General features: G+C 71.5%; 17 protein-coding genes. 11 read left to right on the forward strand and 6 right to left on the reverse strand.

Features of this window, described 5'->3' with window-relative positions:
• Positions 1 to 3: 3 nt before the first annotated feature.
• A complete protein-coding gene (locus HNR14_RS08955) occupies positions 4 to 1,299 on the reverse strand; it encodes an ABC transporter substrate-binding protein (RefSeq protein ID WP_021761812.1) in 1,296 nt (431 codons plus the stop codon).
• A 104-nt stretch (positions 1,300 to 1,403) separates the two neighbouring features.
• Here HNR14_RS08955 and HNR14_RS08960 point away from each other — a divergent pair, with 104 nt between their 5' ends.
• From HNR14_RS08960 to HNR14_RS08985, 6 genes are all read left to right on the forward strand, one after another.
• On the forward strand, positions 1,404 to 1,994 hold the full coding sequence (locus HNR14_RS08960) for an isochorismatase family protein (RefSeq protein ID WP_218875001.1): 591 nt from the start codon (positions 1,404 to 1,406) through the stop codon (positions 1,992 to 1,994).
• A gap of 179 nt (positions 1,995 to 2,173) precedes the next feature.
• The gene (locus tag HNR14_RS08965; protein WP_179700751.1) at positions 2,174 to 3,751 is read left to right on the forward strand and encodes an MFS transporter; all 1,578 of its coding nucleotides are present in this window, start codon (positions 2,174 to 2,176) and stop codon (positions 3,749 to 3,751) included.
• Between the two features lie 2 nt (positions 3,752 to 3,753).
• Positions 3,754 to 4,986 (forward strand): histidine kinase, encoded by a 1,233-nt coding sequence (locus tag HNR14_RS21355; RefSeq protein ID WP_179700752.1) that lies wholly within the window; start codon positions 3,754 to 3,756, stop codon positions 4,984 to 4,986.
• Positions 4,983 to 5,621, forward strand: a complete 639-nt coding sequence (locus HNR14_RS08975; protein ID WP_179700753.1) for a response regulator transcription factor — start codon at positions 4,983 to 4,985, stop codon at positions 5,619 to 5,621. The genes HNR14_RS21355 and HNR14_RS08975 overlap by 4 nt, the downstream gene beginning before the upstream one ends.
• A 4-nt stretch (positions 5,622 to 5,625) precedes the next feature.
• Positions 5,626 to 6,249, forward strand: coding sequence for a TMEM175 family protein (locus HNR14_RS08980; protein WP_021756504.1), 624 nt, complete (start codon positions 5,626 to 5,628; stop codon positions 6,247 to 6,249).
• Between the two features lie 68 nt (positions 6,250 to 6,317).
• Positions 6,318 to 6,485: a hypothetical protein gene (locus HNR14_RS08985; RefSeq protein ID WP_021756506.1), complete on the forward strand. Its 168-nt coding sequence runs from the start codon at positions 6,318 to 6,320 to the stop codon at positions 6,483 to 6,485.
• A 31-nt stretch (positions 6,486 to 6,516) separates the two neighbouring features.
• Here HNR14_RS08985 and HNR14_RS08990 read toward each other — a convergent pair whose 3' ends face one another.
• Complete coding sequence (locus HNR14_RS08990) at positions 6,517 to 6,738, reverse strand: hypothetical protein (RefSeq protein ID WP_179700754.1); 222 nt, start codon at positions 6,736 to 6,738, stop codon at positions 6,517 to 6,519.
• A gap of 110 nt (positions 6,739 to 6,848) precedes the next feature.
• Between HNR14_RS08990 and HNR14_RS08995 the strand changes: the two genes are divergently transcribed.
• The 4 genes from HNR14_RS08995 (at position 6,849) to HNR14_RS09010 (ending at position 12,665) form a co-directional block, all read left to right on the forward strand.
• Positions 6,849 to 9,731 carry a hypothetical protein gene (locus HNR14_RS08995; RefSeq protein ID WP_246311549.1) on the forward strand — a complete coding sequence of 961 codons (2,883 nt, stop codon included), beginning with the start codon at positions 6,849 to 6,851 and terminating at the stop codon, positions 9,729 to 9,731.
• An 83-nt stretch (positions 9,732 to 9,814) separates the two neighbouring features.
• Entirely contained in the window at positions 9,815 to 12,061 is a 2,247-nt protein-coding gene (locus HNR14_RS09000) for a glycoside hydrolase family 3 C-terminal domain-containing protein (protein WP_179700755.1), read from the forward strand.
• 69 nt (positions 12,062 to 12,130) lie between these two features.
• The gene (locus HNR14_RS09005) at positions 12,131 to 12,343 is read left to right on the forward strand and encodes a hypothetical protein (protein ID WP_021764498.1); all 213 of its coding nucleotides are present in this window, start codon (positions 12,131 to 12,133) and stop codon (positions 12,341 to 12,343) included.
• Positions 12,344 to 12,368: 25 nt separating this feature from the next.
• Entirely contained in the window at positions 12,369 to 12,665 is a 297-nt protein-coding gene (locus tag HNR14_RS09010) for a hypothetical protein (protein ID WP_179700756.1), read from the forward strand.
• Between the two features lie 85 nt (positions 12,666 to 12,750).
• Here HNR14_RS09010 and HNR14_RS09015 read toward each other — a convergent pair whose 3' ends face one another.
• From HNR14_RS09015 to HNR14_RS09025, 3 genes are all read right to left on the reverse strand, one after another.
• Positions 12,751 to 12,948 carry a hypothetical protein gene (locus HNR14_RS09015; RefSeq protein WP_179700757.1) on the reverse strand — a complete coding sequence of 66 codons (198 nt, stop codon included), beginning with the start codon at positions 12,946 to 12,948 and terminating at the stop codon, positions 12,751 to 12,753.
• 44 nt (positions 12,949 to 12,992) lie between these two features.
• Positions 12,993 to 13,298 carry a hypothetical protein gene (locus HNR14_RS09020; RefSeq protein ID WP_179700758.1) on the reverse strand — a complete coding sequence of 102 codons (306 nt, stop codon included), beginning with the start codon at positions 13,296 to 13,298 and terminating at the stop codon, positions 12,993 to 12,995.
• Between the two features lie 86 nt (positions 13,299 to 13,384).
• Positions 13,385 to 13,597 (reverse strand): hypothetical protein, encoded by a 213-nt coding sequence (locus tag HNR14_RS09025; RefSeq protein ID WP_021762921.1) that lies wholly within the window; start codon positions 13,595 to 13,597, stop codon positions 13,385 to 13,387.
• Between the two features lie 142 nt (positions 13,598 to 13,739).
• Here HNR14_RS09025 and HNR14_RS09030 point away from each other — a divergent pair, with 142 nt between their 5' ends.
• Positions 13,740 to 14,666: a phosphodiesterase gene (locus HNR14_RS09030; protein WP_343064443.1), complete on the forward strand. Its 927-nt coding sequence runs from the start codon at positions 13,740 to 13,742 to the stop codon at positions 14,664 to 14,666.
• Here HNR14_RS09030 and HNR14_RS09035 read toward each other — a convergent pair.
• The gene (locus HNR14_RS09035) at positions 14,650 to 16,245 is read right to left on the reverse strand and encodes a stealth family protein (RefSeq protein ID WP_179700760.1); all 1,596 of its coding nucleotides are present in this window, start codon (positions 16,243 to 16,245) and stop codon (positions 14,650 to 14,652) included. The genes HNR14_RS09030 and HNR14_RS09035 overlap by 17 nt on opposite strands.
• Between the last annotated feature and the right edge of the window lie 28 nt (positions 16,246 to 16,273).

The following is a 16,273-nucleotide window of genomic DNA, read 5'->3' on the forward strand; positions in this document are numbered from 1 at the left end:
GCCTCACTTGCCGCCGGTCTTGGCGGCGATCATCTTCGCGACCTCGTCCAGCGTCTCCTTCGTGGAGGCCTTGCCCTGGTAGAGCGCGAGCATCTTGTCGCTGATGTCGCTGGAGAGGCCGGGGACGGACGCCTCGGTGGCGTTGTCCTCGAAGCCGATGTCGCGCATGTCGAGCAGGGTCTGGGCGTGGGCGGGGTAGCCGTCCAGCACGACCGAGTCGGCGCCCGAGATCGACGGGACCGCGTTGCCGCCGCCCTTGAGGCGGAAGGTCTGGCCCTGGGCCGAGAGGAAGTTCGTCCAGAACTCGAACGCGGCGTCCTTGTTCTTGGTCTTCGCGTTGATGGCGAGGTAGCTGACGGCGACGCCGGTCGGCGCGGCCTTGCCGCTCGGGGTCGGCCAGGGGGCGACGTCGTAGTTCTCGGGGTCGCCCGCGGCCTTCACCGTGCCGATCGTGTAGCGGCCCTGCACGAAGAAGCCGGCCTTGTGCGTGACGAACACGCTGTCGGCGCCCGCGCCCTCCGGGAGGGTGTCGGCGACCACGAAGGTGCCGTCCTGGAAGTTCTTGGCCAGCACGTCCATCGCCTTCACGCTGGTCGGGTCGGTGTTGGCGACGAACTTCCCGGAGTCGTCGAACGCCTTCCCGCCCTGCGACGAGATCCAGCTGTAGTGGGTCGACCAGTAGTTCCAGAACATCGAGCCGGTGAGACCCGCGTCGTGGAGCTTGGCGTTCATGTCGAGGAACGCCTCGGTCGTCCATTTGCCCTCGGCGGCGAGCGTCGCCGGGTCCTCGGTGACGCCGGCCTTCTTCAGCGCCTCCTTGTCGTACCAGAGGGCGTCGGGGTTGGAGTCGTTGGGCGCCGCGTAGATCTCGTCGCCCTTCTTCGTTGCGCCGAACAGGCCCTGCGCGAAGTCCTCCGGCTTGGTCTTGCTGGCGGACGAGTTCATGAGCGACGTCAGCGGCATCAGCGCCTTCGAGTTCACGAACTGGCCGATCTTGTCGTCGCCGATGTAGAAGACGTCGGGGGCGGTGCCGGAGGCCAGCTGCGCCAGCAGCTTGGTGTGGTAGTCGCCGTAGTCGGCGACCGGCTGGAGCACGACCTTGATGTCGGGGTGCTCCTTCATGAACTGGGTGTCGAATTCCTTGTACCGGGTGAGTTCCTCCGGGGTGCCCCAGGTGGACCAGACGACGGTCTTGGACCCGCCGCCTCCCGAGCCGGAGCATGCGGCCATGCTGAGGGCCAGTGCGGCTGCCGCCGTGATGGCCAGCGCCCTTCTCACCGTTGAGTCGACGCGAGACATGAGTACCTCGTTCCTTGAGAGTCTCTGCTGTGGTGGTCTGTATTCTGTATACAGTAGGCAGCGGAGGGACGCAAGCTTTCAGCTGGGCGAGGTAGTTTATATATGTGAACGATCTCGTCATCGACCCGTCCCGTACCGCGCTGCTCCTCATGGACCTGCAGCCCTCCATCCTCGCCTCCCTCCCCGACGCCGACGGATTCCTCGCCGAGCTGCGCCGCGCGCGGGAGGCCGCCCGTGCCGCCGGCGCCGCGATCGGCTACGTGCGCGTCGCGCTGTCGGAGGAGGACGCGGCCCGCGTCCCCGCGCACTCCCGCTTCGCGACCGCCGCCGAGCGCGTGGGCGAGATCGGCCCCGACCACCCCGCCGTCTCGGTCGACCCGCGCATCGCGCCCGACGACGGCGAGATCGTGGTGCGCAAGTCGCGCTACGGCGCGTTCAGCACCACCGACCTCCACGAGCAGCTGCAGGCGCGGGGCATCGACACCCTCGTGCTCGCCGGCATCTCGACCAGCGGCGTCGTGCTCTCGACCGCCCGCGACGCGGTGGACAAGGACTACCGGCTCGTCGTGCTCTCCGACGGCACCTTCGACCGCGACCCGGAGGTGCACCGCGTCCTGACCGAGAAGGTCTACCCCAACCAGCAGGCCGCCGTCGTGACCATCGACGAGCTGATCGCCGCCCTCCCTGCCGCCTGACCGCCGCCTGACTCGGCGACTGCGGCCCCCCGGTACGTCTGCGGTCGCTCGCCGCGGCGCAGACGTACCGCCGGACCGCAGACCCCGCCGCAGGCGTCACCCGTGTCCACCGATCGGCGGACACGGGTGACCACCGGCCGCCGGTGCCGCGCGCGGGCGCCCGCGGCGAGGCTGGGAGCATGAAACCAGGATCCTCGTCGCGGCTGGCGCTCGCCGGCCTCATCCTCGCCGTCTCCATGACGACGATCGACCAGACGATCGTCGCCCTCTCCGCGCCCACCATCCAGCAGAACCTCGGGCTCAGCCACGACGGGATGCAGTGGGCCGTCAACGTCTACCTGCTCGCCACCGCCGCCTTCTTCCTGCTCGGCGGACGCATCGCCGACGTCGTCGGCCACAAGCGGATGGCTCTCGTCGGCATCGCCGGCTTCGGCATCACCTCGCTGCTGTGCGGCCTCGCCCCGACCGGCGACCTCGCCGAGCCGTGGCTGGTCGCCGCCCGCGCCCTCCAGGGCATCAGCGGCGCGATCATGTTCCCCGCCGCGATCGGCATCGTGGTCGAGGGCTTCGCCCGCGAGAGCCGCGGCCGTGCGATGGCGATCTTCTTCGCCATCACCGGTGCGATGACCGCGCTCGGCCCGATCGCCGGCGGCTACCTCACCCAGTGGACGTGGCGCGCGATCTTCTGGGTCAACGTGCCGATCGCCGTCGCCGCGTTCGTGATCGTCGCGATCGCCGCGCGCCCCTCCACCCCGCGCCGCGAGCGCATCGACTGGCTCGGCGCGGCCGTCGTCGCCGCCGGGATGGGCCTGATCGTCTTCGGCCTGCAGCAGGCGAGCCCGTGGGGCTGGGGCAGCCCCGCGGTCCTCGGCTCCCTCATCGCCGGTGCCGCCCTGATCGTCGTGTTCGTGCTCCTCCAGCGCCGTGCCGCGCAGCCGCTCGTGCAGCTGGCCGCGTTCCGCGACCGCGGGTTCACGCTCTCCACGCTGGCGACGCTGTTCTCGTCGGTCGCGTTCATCGCCACGTTCTTCTTCCTCAGCGTGTACGGGCAGGTGTCGCTCGGTCTCTCCGCGGGCCTCACCGGTGTGCTCTTCCTCAAGTTCTTCATCGGCTTCGTCGTCGCGAGCCGGGTCGGCTCGGTGCGGTTCGACAAGTACGGCGCCCGCGGTGTCGTCCTGCTCGGCGGCCTGATCGGCGCCGTCGGCTTCGCCTGGCTCGCGTTGAAGGCGACCGACCTCGACTTCAACGCGGAGTCGTTCTTCAACCAGCAGACCTGGCCGATCCTGATCGCGGGCGCCGGCATCGGCCTGATGTTCTCGGCGGTCTCGACGGATGCGGTCAACCGCGCGATCGGCGCCAGCTACGGCGAGGTGACGGCCATCTCGCAGACGATGAAGAACTTCGGAGGCGCGCTCGGCCTGGCCGTCTTCACGACGATCGTCACCTCCCGGCTCACCGATCTGCTGACCACCTCGTTCGAGAAGATCGGCGGCACGGCGGCGGACGCCGAGAGCGCGGTCGACCGCATCAGCGGGGCCTCGGGAGACGGCGGCTCGCTCGCGAAGCTGCCGACGGCCGTGCGCGACCAGATCATGCACGCGGTCGCCTCCGACTACGCCGGAGCCGTGCAGTGGGCGTTCTGGGGCATGGCCGGCGCGATGCTGATCGTCGCCGTGATCGGGGTGTTCTATCCGGCGGGCCGCACCTCGGTCGCCGAGGCCTCCTCCGCCCAGCCCGAGCGAGCGACTACAGTCTGACCGTGCACCAGCAGCGCAGCACCGACAGCGAGTTCCTCGAGTTCCGGGCCTGGCTCGCCTACTCCGCGGCGGCGACGCTCGCCACCGTCGTGATCATCCTGGCCAACCCGTACACCGGGGTGGTCCAGGCGATCGTGTCGGCGGCGATCGTGCTCGCGCTGCTGCCGCTGTTCTGGTTGCTGGTGCGCCGCGGCTCCGTGCCGGACGACGCCGCGCGATCGATCGCGTACTGCGTCGTGGCGTCCGCCGGCTACCTGGTCGCCCTCTCCCTGAACGACTGGGTGAACGTCGCCCTGTTCGTCCTGTCGCCGCAGTTCTTCCTGCTGCTGTCACTGCTCCCCGCGGCCGGCGCGATCGTGCTGGTCAACGCGGGCGGCGTCGTCGTGCGCTGGGCGATCGGCGACATCACGCCCGCGTCGCTCGTGGATGTCGCCGGGATGACGCTGCTCGTGATCGCCTTCTCGATCTTCTTCGGCCACCGCGTCGCGGCCGTCAGCAAGCAGAGCGCCGAGCGCGGGCGGCTCATCGACCGCCTGCGGCAGCAGCAGAAGGAGATCGCCCAGCTCTCCGAGCAGCAGGGCGCGGCGGCCGAGCGGGAGCGCATCGCGCGCGAGATGCACGACACACTCGCGCAGGGCTTCACCAGCATCGTCACGCTCGGGCATGCCGTGCAGGGCGAGCTGGCCGCCGATCCCGCCGCGGCCCGGCGGCACGTGGAGCTGATGACCGAGACCGCGCAGGAGAACCTCCAGGAGTCCCGGCGCATCATCGCGGCCATGTCGCCCGGGAGGCTGAACGGCTCGCCGCTGCCCGAGGTGCTCGAGCGCGTCGTGGCGCGCTTCGCCGAGGAGAGCGGCGTCAGCGCCGGCTTCGTCGTGGACGGGGAGGCGCGCCCGGCGCCGCCGGCCGTCGACGTGGTGGCGCTGCGGCTGCTGCAGGAGTCCCTCTCGAACGTGCGCAAGCACGCCGCGGCGCGCACGGTGGACGTCGAGCTCGCCTACCTGCCCGACGCGGTACGCCTGCGCGTGACCGACGACGGCCGCGGCTTCGACCGCGACGCACCCCGCGGCGGCTACGGACTCGACGGGATGGCGGCGCGGGTCCGAGAGGCGGGCGGCCGCTTCGAGGTCGAGTCGGAGCCCGGCCGCGGCACCGGCATCACGGCGGAGCTGCCCGCCCCGGCCGTCAGCGCGACCGCCCCCGATCCAACCACCCCCACCGAGGAGCCCGCATGATCCGCATCGTCCTGGCCGACGACCATCCCGTCGTCCGCGAAGGCATCCGCGGGATGCTGACCGGCTACGACGACATCGACGTGGTCGGGCAGGCCGCGAGCGGACCGGAGGCGGTCGACCTCGTCGCCGCGCTGCACCCCGACCTGGTGCTGATGGACCTGCGGATGCCCGGCGGCGACGGTGTCGCCGCGACCCGCGCGATCACGGCCTCCCACCCCGGCACCCGGGTCGTCGTGCTCACGACCTACGAGACCGACCAGGACATCCTGCGCGCCATCGAGGCCGGCGCGAGCGGCTACCTGCTGAAGGACATCGCCCCGGCCGAGCTCGCCCGCTCGGTGCGCGCGGCCGCGACGGGGGAGACGGTGCTCGCCACCTCCGCCGCCTCCGCACTGCTCGGGAGGCTGCGCGGCGGCGGGCCGCCCGCCCCCGCCCTCTCGCCTCAGGAGGTGAAGGTGCTGCGCCTCGCCGCCGACGGCCGCACCAACGCCGCCATCGGCGCCGAGCTCTTCATCGGCGAGGCGACGGTCAAGACCTACCTGAGCCGCGCCTACGAGAAGCTCGGCGCCTCCGACCGGACCTCGGCCGTGCGGCGTGCCCTGGAGCTCGGTCTGCTCGGCGACGCGCCAGAATGAGCGCATGGCAGTGGTGAGGACGGAGCGCGGGCTCGACCGGCTCGTCAACTTCTCCGACGCGACCGTGGCGATCGCGATCACCCTGCTGATCCTGCCCCTCGTCGATCAGGCCGACGACGCCGCCTCCGACATCGGCGCGTGGATCCGCGACAACTACTGGGAGCTGATCGCGTTCGCCGTCTCGTTCCTGGTGATCGCCCGGTTCTGGATGACGCACCACCGCATCTTCGAGTGGGTCGTCAGCTACGACGTCCGCATCATCTGGCTGAACTTCCTGTGGCTGCTGTCCATCGTGATCATGCCGTTCACGACGAACGTGCTCGCCGCGGGCAAGTCCGGACAGTCGGCGGTCTACGCCCTGTACATCGGGAACATGCTGCTCGTGTCGGTCTCGATGCAGTTCATCGCCATCGTCCTGCGGCGCACGCCGGAGCTGGTGCGCGACGACGCGAAGGACGAGATGGATGCGTCCCGCGGCTGGCTCGCCGACATCCTGCTCCTGCTCGCACTGGTGCTCGCCGTGCTCTTCCCGCACATCGGCATCTGGTGGCTCTTCGTGCTGTTCCTGCAGGGTCCGCTCAGCGCTCTGGTGAAGGCCGTGCGGCGCAGGCCCGGCGCGACCTCCTGACGATCCCGGGGTTCCGGCCGGGCCGCGTGCGGTCTACTGTCGGCCCCAGACGGATTCAGGAGGACCGGATGCGCTTCAAGACTTTTCTCGTTCTGATCGGGATCGCCGTGGCCTACGTGCTGGGCGCGCGAGCGGGCCGCGAACGCTACCAGCAGATCGTGGGCGCCGTGTCGTCGTTCTGGAACGACCCGAACGTCAAGAAGACGCGCAAGAAGATCAAGAAGGCGACCCGCTAGGCCGCCTCCCCGCCGTCAGCGGCCGAGCGGTTTACGGCTCGTCGCTGTCCGTGTACTCGCCCTGGGGTGCGTCGGCCGCTTCGTCGACGTCGGTGTAGCTGCCCTCGACCTCGGTCGTGGGCCCGGGGTCGTCCTCGGTCTCGGTGTACTGGCCGTGGACGGTGCGCTCGTGGGGGGCTTCGCCGTCGACCTCGGTGTAGCTGCCCTCGAGGTCCTCGCGCGGCGTGTCGGCCGGGTCTGCTGGGGTGCTCATGGTGCAGACATTACGCCCCGGAGGCCCCGAGGTGTAGAGCGCCGTCGATTCGGCGCGGATGCCCAGGCTGGCCGCGCGTCCTCGCCGGGCGGTACCCTGCGCGCGTCGGCATGGCGCGGGAGGCTCTCATGGGCGTGTTCACCACCCTGTTCGGTGCGGTGCGCGAGGGCGCCCGCGACCAGAACATCCTGGAGCTGCGCATCCACGGCATCAAGAACACGCCGCCGGCCGAGATGCTCGGAGTGCCGCCGGGGGATGTGCGGCCCGACCAGGCCGACGAGAACGGCGGGTTCTTCGTGCCCACCGTCGACCCGGTCGACCCCACCGACCCGGCGTACCCGCCGACGCGCATCCGGCGAGAAGGCTACTCGTGGGGTCTGATGGCGCGGTACGGCGGCGGAGCCCTGGTCATCATCGGGCAGTTCTTCGTGCAGCTGGCCTGGCTGCTCATCCTGCCCTTCGGGCTGTGCAACACGGCGTACTGGACGCGCCGCATCCCCCGGCAGACCGTCGCCGGTGAGTGGAGGGCGGGGCGCGGCGCCGCGTCGCTGCGGGTGTTCGCCCTCTGCCTGACGCTGCTCTACGTGTGCGCCCTGGCCTCGGTCAGCCTCGACCTGATCGGGTCGCAGTGCCTGGCCGGCACGGCGTCCTGCCCCTCGATGCCGGGATGGCTGAACGACTTCTTCGCGCTTCCCGACTTCGATCGGCGCGGCATCCGCCTGGCCATGCTCTCCCTGGTCCCCGTGCTCGGCGTCGTGCTCCTGCTGCTGGTCTCGCACACGGCGCGCACCCGCTACGAGGCGGGCATCTTCGGCACCGTGGACAAGATGCGGCACGCGGAGGAGCGGGGAGGCGCGGCGGCGTCGGCGCCGAACGGCCGCACCCCGCTGGCGACGGAGGGCTTCTGGGGCATGACGCGGGTGAAGCTCCCCTCCGAGCTGCTGCACCTGGCCGGATCGCTCTTCCTCGTCGCCGTGCTGCTCGGCTGGGACAACGTGTTCGCCGCCTGCTCGGGAGGCAGCAGCCGCATCCCCGCCGCCTGCTGGGGCGCCGACCCCGCGCCGCTGACCCGCTGGTGGGTGTCGGCGGCCGTGATCGCCGGGATCCTGGGCCTCGTCGTCACCATCGCCCGGGTCATGGCCGACACCGACACGGTCACGCGCCGCCCGGGGGAGCTGACGAGCGCCGCACGGCGCAACCGGGTGCGCCGCAAGCTGCGGCGGCGCGAGGCGTGGGCGGGATGGACGCTGCTCGCGGCCGTCGTGGTCTACGTCGCCGTGTTCGTCGCGGTGGCCCTCCCCGACCGGGCGCTGAACTACGCGCGCATCCCCTTCCTCGGCCTGGTGGTCTCCCCGGCGATCGTGACCGGGGTGCTCCTGGCCATCGCGCTCTCGGCGCTCGGCTGGCGCCGGCTGCCCGAGTGGCCTTCGTCCGCAGCGCGGGTGAAGGAGTGGCTGCCGGCGGTCGTGTGCATCGTCCTCGTGGTGGTCGCCGGGCTCTCCGTCGCGCTCGCCGTGGTCCTGACGCCAGACGGGGAGCCGCCGCAACCGCCGTCGATCATCGCGTACGCGGTGAGCGCAGCGGCCCTGCTCGTCCTGGGCCTGATCATCGCCTTCGGGCCGTCCCGAGCACGCCGTCGCGACGTGCTCCGCTACGAGGGCTGGAGCGGCACCGGGCCGGGCGTCGTCCTCCTGCTCTCGCTCGGTGGCGCCATGCTGCTCTCGACCCTCCTCGTCGTGGGGGCGCAGTGCTGGCTGAGCTCGCCGGGAGCGGTCCCCGCCTGCCCGCTCACTCCCGGTCAGGCCGCCCTCGTCACTCCGGGCGCGTACCGCAACTTCGGGAGCACCGTCCCGGCGCTGGCCGTGCTCCTCCTGCTGCTGGTCGCGATCGTGGCCGTCGCCCGGATGAGCACCACGCCGCGGCTCACCACCCCGCGCACCGAGGGCGGTCGCCCCCTCCGCGCACCGCTGCGCCGCTACCGCGACGGCACCGTGCCGCGCGCGGGGTCGACCGGCAAGCTGACGACCCGGATGCTGCGCGCCCGCCGGTTCGCCGGGCTGTTCCACCGCGGCGAGCCCGTCCTCGGCGCGCTCGCAGGCCTGCTCGCGGTGGGCTGCGCCGTGTCGGTGTCGTTCCCCGACACGTGGCGGCCGACCGCCCTGCTCGACTTCGCGCTGCCCGCGCTGGGGCTGGTCGCCGTCACCGCCATCGTCACCATCGCGGAGAACGCGATCACCACCAAGGAGCGGCCGATCGGGATCATGTGGGACCTGATGTGCTTCCTCCCGCGCGCCGGGCACCCGTACGGTCCGCCCTGCTACGCCGAGCGGGTCATCCCCGAGCTGCGCGGCCGTGTCGTCGCGTGGCTCGAGACCGACCTGCTGAAGGGGAAGATCGTCGACGGGCGCGACATCCGCACCGAGGCGCAGAAGGCCGACGACGAGCTGGCAGCGCTGGGCACCGCGCAGCGGCGCAAGGTCGTGCTGAGTGCGCACAGCCTGGGCGGGGTCCTGGCCGTCTCGTGCCTCTTCACCCTGGGGGCCGACACGAAGGACGGCCTGCGCAACGTCGGCCTGCTCACGTACGGCACGCAGCTGCGCGCCTTCTTCGGCCGGTTCTTCCCCGAGCTCTTCGGAGGGGAGGTGCTCGGGGTGCGTAAGAGTCAGGGGCCGTCGCTGTGGGCCGCGGATCCCTGGCTGAAGCAGGTGAACCGCGACCAGTCCGCCCCGCCCGTTGTGCGCCCCGGCGACGGGCCGGAGCCCACGCTGCGCGAGCTGCTCACCCAGCCCGACGGCGAGATCGCCTGGATCAACCTCTGGCGCCGCACGGACTACCTCGGCTTCCCCGACGACTCGTACGACGACAACGACATCGACCGCGGCGCCGACGAGTTCGGGCCGACGAGGTACCTCGTGAAGGTCGCGACGCATCCCGGCTACCCCGCGTCGGCGCAGTACATGACGGCGCTGCGCGATCTGGCGCGGAAGATCTGACGAGAACTCCCTGTGAACCCTGGCCTGCTTAAAACCGAGTGTTGTAAGGTATTGCCACCACCCGGCCACATCGAAGGAGAACCATGGTCGACCGTCTCGTCCGCGCAACCGAACTGACCACCGAGGAGAAGGCGTCGATCACCTCCGGCGCGAGCTTCTGGGAGACGGAGGCGGTGCAGCGCGTCGGCATCCCCTCCATCTACCTCACCGACGGACCGCACGGCGTGCGCAAGCAGAGCCAGGGCGGCGACCACCTCGGCATCGGCGACAGCGTGCCCGCCACCTGCTTCCCGCCCGCGGTCGCCCTCGGCTCGTCGTGGGACGCCGAGCTGCTGGAGCGCGTCGGCCGCGCCCTCGGCGAGGAGGCCAAGGCCGAAGGCGTCGGCGTGCTCCTCGGCCCGGGCATCAACATCAAGCGGTCCCCGCTCTGCGGCCGCAACTTCGAGTACCTCTCCGAGGACCCGATCGTGAGCGGCCGCCTCGGCTCCGCCCTCGTCCGCGGCCTCCAGTCGCAGGGCGTGGGGGCCTCCCTCAAGCACTTCGCCGCCAACAACCAGGAGACGGACCGGATGCGCGTCAGCGCCGACGTCGACGAGCGCCCGCTGCGCGAGATCTATCTCCGCGGCTTCCAGCGCGTGGTGCAGGATGCCCAGCCGTGGACCGTCATGTGCTCGTACAACCGCATCAACGGCGTCTACGCCAGCGAGGACCCGTGGCTGCTGACGAAGGTCCTCCGCGACGAATGGGGCTTCGACGGTCTCGTCGTCTCCGACTGGGGTGCGGTGAACGACCGCGTCTCCGCGCTCGCCGCGGGCCTCGACCTCGAGATGCCGTCGTCCGGCGGCGTGACCGACGCCCAGCTCGTCGCGGCCGTGCGCGACGGATCGCTCGCCGAGTCCGTGCTCGACAGCGGCGCGCAGCGCGTCATCGACCTCGTGCAGAAAGCCGTCGACAACGCGGACGCGGACGCCTCCTACGACGTGGATGCGCACCACGCGCTCGCCCGCGAGGTCGCCGGTCGCAGCATCGTGCTGCTCAAGAACGACGGGGTGCTCCCGCTCGCCGCCGAGGCCGGCCGCCGCATCGCCGTCGTCGGCGAGTTCGCGCGCACCCCGCGCTACCAGGGCGCCGGCTCGTCGCAGATCGTCCCGACCCGTCTCGACAACGCGCTCGACGAGATCCGCGCGCTCGCCGGTGACGCCGAGGTGACCTTCGCGGCCGGCTACACGCTCGGCGCCGAGGGCGACACCGCCGCTCTCACGGCCGAGGCGGTCGCTGCGGCCTCCGCCGCCGACGACGTCCTGCTCTTCCTGGGCCTGCCCGGCGAGGATGAGTCCGAGGGCTTCGACCGCGAGCACATCGAGCTGCCCGCCGCGCAGACCGCGCTGCTGGAGGCCGTGCTCGCCGCCAACCCGCGCGTCGCCGTCGTGCTCTCCAACGGAGGCGTCGTGCGCGTCTCCGGCTGGGCCGACCGCGTGCCCGCGATCGTCGAGGGCTGGCTGCTCGGCCAGGCCGGCGGCGGCGCCGTCGCGGACGTGCTCTTCGGCGTCGTGAATCCGTCCGGCCGCCTGGCCGAGACCGTGATCGCGCACCTCGGGGACACCGCGGCGTCGATCAACTTCCCCGGCGAGAAGGGGCACGTCCGCTACGGCGAGGGCCTGTTCGTCGGCTACCGCGATCTGGATGCGCGGGAGGTGGCCGTCAGCTTCCCGTTCGGCCACGGTCTCTCGTACACGACCTTCGACTTCGGCGCCCCCGCGGTCGAGGCGACGGCCGACGGCGGCATCCGCGTCTCCGTGGACGTGACCAACAGCGGTGGTCGTGACGGCCGTGAGGTCGTGCAGGTCTACGTGGCGCTGCCCGGCTCGGCCGCGACGCGTCCGGTCCGCGAACTCAAGGGCTTCGCGAACGTCGCGATCGCCTCCGGCGCCACCGAGAGCGTCGTCATCGAGATCCCCTCCGACGATCTCGCGTACTACGACACCGACCTCGCCGGCTGGATCGTCGAGGGCGGCGACTACGTCGTCTCGGTCGGCGCCTCGTCCCGCGATCTGCGCGGCAGCACCACGGTGAACATTGCCGGCGACGGCAAGGCCCTCCCGCTCTCGGTCGAGTCCACGCTCGGCGAGTGGCTGAGCCACCCGGTCGGCGCGCAGGTGCTCGGCGCCGCCCTCGCCCAGACCGGCGATGCCGCGGTCGCCGGGATGCTCGCCGACCCGGGGCTGCGCCGTATGGCCGAGGGCATCCCGCTCATCCGGGCCATCGGCTTCTCGGGCAACGCCGTCTCGCCCGAGCAGCTCGACCAGCTCGTGGCCGCAGCGAACGCCTAACCTACGCCGCTCCGACGGCACGGTGAACCCCCTTGCGAGAGCAGGGGGGTTCGGCGTTTCGTGGGGGCTATGAGCGATTCGACGGAGCAGGAGCCGGTGGTCGGCCACGATCCCACGAACGGGCTGGCCGGCGACCTCGAAGGAGACGACGGCGGCTCGGCCGAGCCGACCGCCGACCAGAACGTGATCCAGGACGTCATCGCCGATCTCGACCCCGACCGGGTCGACGACGCGGGCGAGGACGAGGCGGTCACCCCGTACAGCGAAGAGGGCGCCCCCTAGGCGGGGCCTCCGGAAGGAGCAGCGCATGAGCGACACGAGCGGACTGCAGAACGCCGACGCCGAAGGCGTCCCGGCGGAGGACCAGCCGGAGCGCTTCGAGGGCGGCGACCACGAAGTGCAGGCGTCCGAGCCGGCCGAGACCGAGCCGGGGCAGGATGTCAGCGACGCCGGCGAGACCGGCGTCACCCCCGAGGGTGCCCAGGACGTGACGCCCGAGGCCGACCAGGCCGGTGACGGCGCCAAGCCGCCGCCCGCCGAGTTCGACCCGGCGCAGCAGCCGTCGAATCCCGACCTCGTGAAGAACACCGAGCCACCGGACTGAGCGTCCGGTCACCGCTGCGGCCCCGCCCCGTCATCCCGGGCGGGGCCGCTCTTCGTGCGCGCGACCCGCGATGCCCCTCGCCCGGTCAGGCGTCGCGGCGGCCGCCGAACATCCAGCCCGCACCGATCGCCAGGCCGGCCACGCAGAGCCCGATCCCGAGGGCGAGCACCGAGACGCCGCCTCCCGCGCGCGGCACGATCAGGCCGACGACGAACAGCAGGGCGCCCACGTTCAGCAGCACGGCGGCGATCCAGCCGAGGGTCCTGCGCAGCGCCGCGTTCATCCCCGGTATCGTACTCGCCGCTGCTCCGCGGGGGCTGAGCGCGGTCACGACCCGCCGAGGTTGCCCGTCCCGCCCGGTTCCGCTCCCGCGTCCAGGGACTCGTTGATGATCGAACCGACGAGCGTCTTCCAGTCAGAGCCCTCGCGCAGGGTCTCCGTCTCGCCCGGAGGGATGGTGCCGAACACGGGCTCGTGCTCCTCGCCCTCCGGCGCCACCCGCACCAGGGTGCCCAGCTCGGCGTGGGAGTCGTCCAGCACGACCCACACCCCGGGCGCCTTCTTCTCGACGTGGAAGATGCGGTCCCGGTAGGGGTACCGGACGCTGGACATCTCGAGCTCACTGGCGGACATTGCTGGCCCCTTCGGTCGGTCTCCCGGTCTCACCAGCATCAAACGCCCGCGAGGCCGCCCTTGGCAAGATCCTCTCCCGCTGATCGCTAGTTGAAGATCGCCCACTCGGCGCGGTTCATCGCCGCCGCCTCGCCGTCGACGATGACGTGCCAGTCGGTGTCGTCGCGGCGGCGGTACTCGACGAGGAGGGTCGTGTACGTCCACTCCCCGGCCTCCTTCGTCCACCGGATCAACGAGATGAGCTGCCCCTGGCGCAGATACGGCACGGCGATGAAGTCATCGTGCTTGGCGATGGTCATGCTGCATGCTAACTCCGGGGCGCGGCCGGGGGAAGAGTCTGAAATAAAGAAGATCGCGTTCCACGACCCCTTTCGGGGGTGGTCCCCGCGCCACGCCGCCCGCGTTCACGCTCCGTTCAGGCTGCGGTGGTGGACTGTCCGCGTGAAGACGCGAATCGCGGAGTACCCGCGGCCCGACCACTTCCTGCTGCACATCAGCGATACCCACCTGCTCGCAGGCGGGGCGCAGCTCTATGGTTCCGTCGACAGCGAGGCGCATCTGCGCGCACTGCTCGACGAGGTCGAGGCCTCCGGCGGGAGGCCGGAGGCGATCGTCTTCACCGGGGATCTCGCCGATCGCGGCGAGCCCGGCGCCTACCAGCGGCTGCGGGAGCTCGTGGAGCCCCTCGCCGAGCGGCTCGGCTCGCACATCGTCTGGGTGATGGGCAATCACGACGACCGCGGCGCCTTCCGCTCGGGTCTGCGCGGCGACGCCCCCACCGGTGAGCCGGTCGACGAGGTGCACTGGATCGGCGGGCTGCGGATCATCGTGCTGGACTCGTCCGTGCCCGGCCACCACTACGGCGACGTGAGCGAGTCGCAGCTCGACTGGCTCGCGGCCGAGCTGGCCAGCCCGGCTCCCGAGGGCACCATCCTGGCCATGCACCACCCGCCCGTGCCGAGCGTGCTCGACCTGGCGGTGTCGGTCGAGCTGCGCGACCAGGCCCAGCTGGCGGAGGTGCTGGAGGGCAGCGACGTGCGCAGCATCCTGGCCGGCCACCTGCACTACTCGTCGACGGCGACCTTCGCGGGCATCCCCGTGTCGGTCGCGTCCGCGAGCTGCTACACGCAAGACCTCAACGTGCCGGTCGGCGGCACGCGGGGCCGGGATGGGGCGCTCGCCTACAACCTCGTCCACGTGTACCCGACGACGGTGCTGCACTCGGTGGTGCCGCTCGGCGCCTTCCCGACCCTCGACTACATCGACGCGGAGGAGTCGGCGCGGCGGCTCGCGGCCGACGGCATCCGCATCCCACCGGCGCGCACCCCCGTGGCGGCGCCGGCGGAGCCCGTCACGCTTCCGGCGTGACCTCCCACGGCGCGGCGAACGGGAAGTAGCGCTCGAGGAAGTCGGTGACGACGCGCGTGCGCACGTCGGCCGGGATCTCGGGCTTCGAGCCGTCGTTCAGGCAGAACATGTCCTGGTCGCGCCGCTTCAGCAGTCGCTTCATGGTGTCGGGCGCCTGCCGCAGGGTCGTCTCGATGTAGAGCACCCGGGCCTGCGTCTGCGTCACGGCGCGGCCGGACATCAGCGCGTAGTAGTGGTACAGCGAGTTGGTGACCGAGATGTCGGTCGCCGACCGGAACGGGCTCGCGGCCGTGCGCCGGAACTCGTCCGCGAACTCCCGCTCCATCTCCTGCAGCACGTCGACCCGCAGCGGGGCCGCGCAGTGCTCGAGGTGCCGGGTCGTCACCGCGCCGAAGCGCTCCCAGAGCAGCCGTCGGTTCACGCGGGCGGCGTTCTCGAAGCCGCTGCGCGCCGGGTCGGACTCGCCGAGGCCGATCCGGGTGCCGGCCTCGATGAACTTGGTGACGCCGCCGGGGGAGAAGAACACGTCCGGAGCGATCGGCCGCCCGAAGAACATGTCGTCGTTCGAGTAGAGGAAGTGCTGCGAGATGCCCGGGATATGGTGCAGCTGCGCCTCGACCGCGTGCGAGTTGTGGGTGGGCAGCGTCGACGTGTCGGCGAAGAAGTCCTCGCTGCGCATGACGTTGATGCGGGGATGCGAGGCGTCGAGCCACGCCGGGATGGGCGAGTCGGTCGCGATGTAGATGTTGCGCACCCACGGCGCGAACATGTGCACGCTGCGCAGGGCGTACTTGAGCTCGTCGATCTGCCGGTACCGCGCCTCGTTGTCGTCGCCGTCGCCCACGACGTACGACGCCATCTGCGCGGCGCGCTGCCGCTGGTACTCGGCGCTCGAGCCGTCGACCCACGAGAAGACGATGTCGATGTCGAACGCCACGTCGCTGGCGATCGGGTCGAACATGTGCTGGAGGGTGCGCCAGCGCCGCCCGTACAGCTCGACCTCCGCCTCCACGGCCTCGCCGCGCGGGAGGCTGGTGCGCATCAGCGCGTTGGGCCGCGGCGCCTGGATCTCGTCGTCGCCGAAGCGCCACAGCTCCAGCTGGAACGCGGTCTCCGACCCGTAGCGCAGCCGGCCCACCGGCTCCAGGCGTGGCCGGTACAGGCGGACGACATCGGCCTTGCGGCGCGAGAGCCGGCCATCGGCGATGAGCAGGGCCTCGTCGACGGAACGCCCCTCCGCATCGACGGCGCGGGCGTAGAACGGCTCGCGGGCGAACGCCTGCGCGAGCACGGCCTCCAGCTCCTTGCGGCGCCGCCGGTCGACGGCGACGATCAACCGGCCGTCGTCGTCGCGGACGAGCAGGAAGTCGAAGCCGGCCGCTTCGAGGGCGTCGTGGACCGCCAGCAGGTCCTCGATCATCGATTCGCGCGGCGTGAAGGGCCCCGACACCAGGGTGAACAGTCCCTTGCGGCGCACGATGTCCGCGCGCGCGAAGCGGGAGGTCGCTGGATCGGAGTCGGCGGTGACGACGACGGGTTCGGGCTGGTCGGAGAGGGAGGCGGGAGGATGCTCTGTCATACAGTCCCCACTCTAGGCCGGGCGAGCC

The sequence above is a fragment of the Leifsonia naganoensis genome, from assembly GCF_013410615.1.
GTDB classification, from domain to species: Bacteria; Actinomycetota; Actinomycetes; order Actinomycetales; family Microbacteriaceae; genus Leifsonia; species Leifsonia aquatica.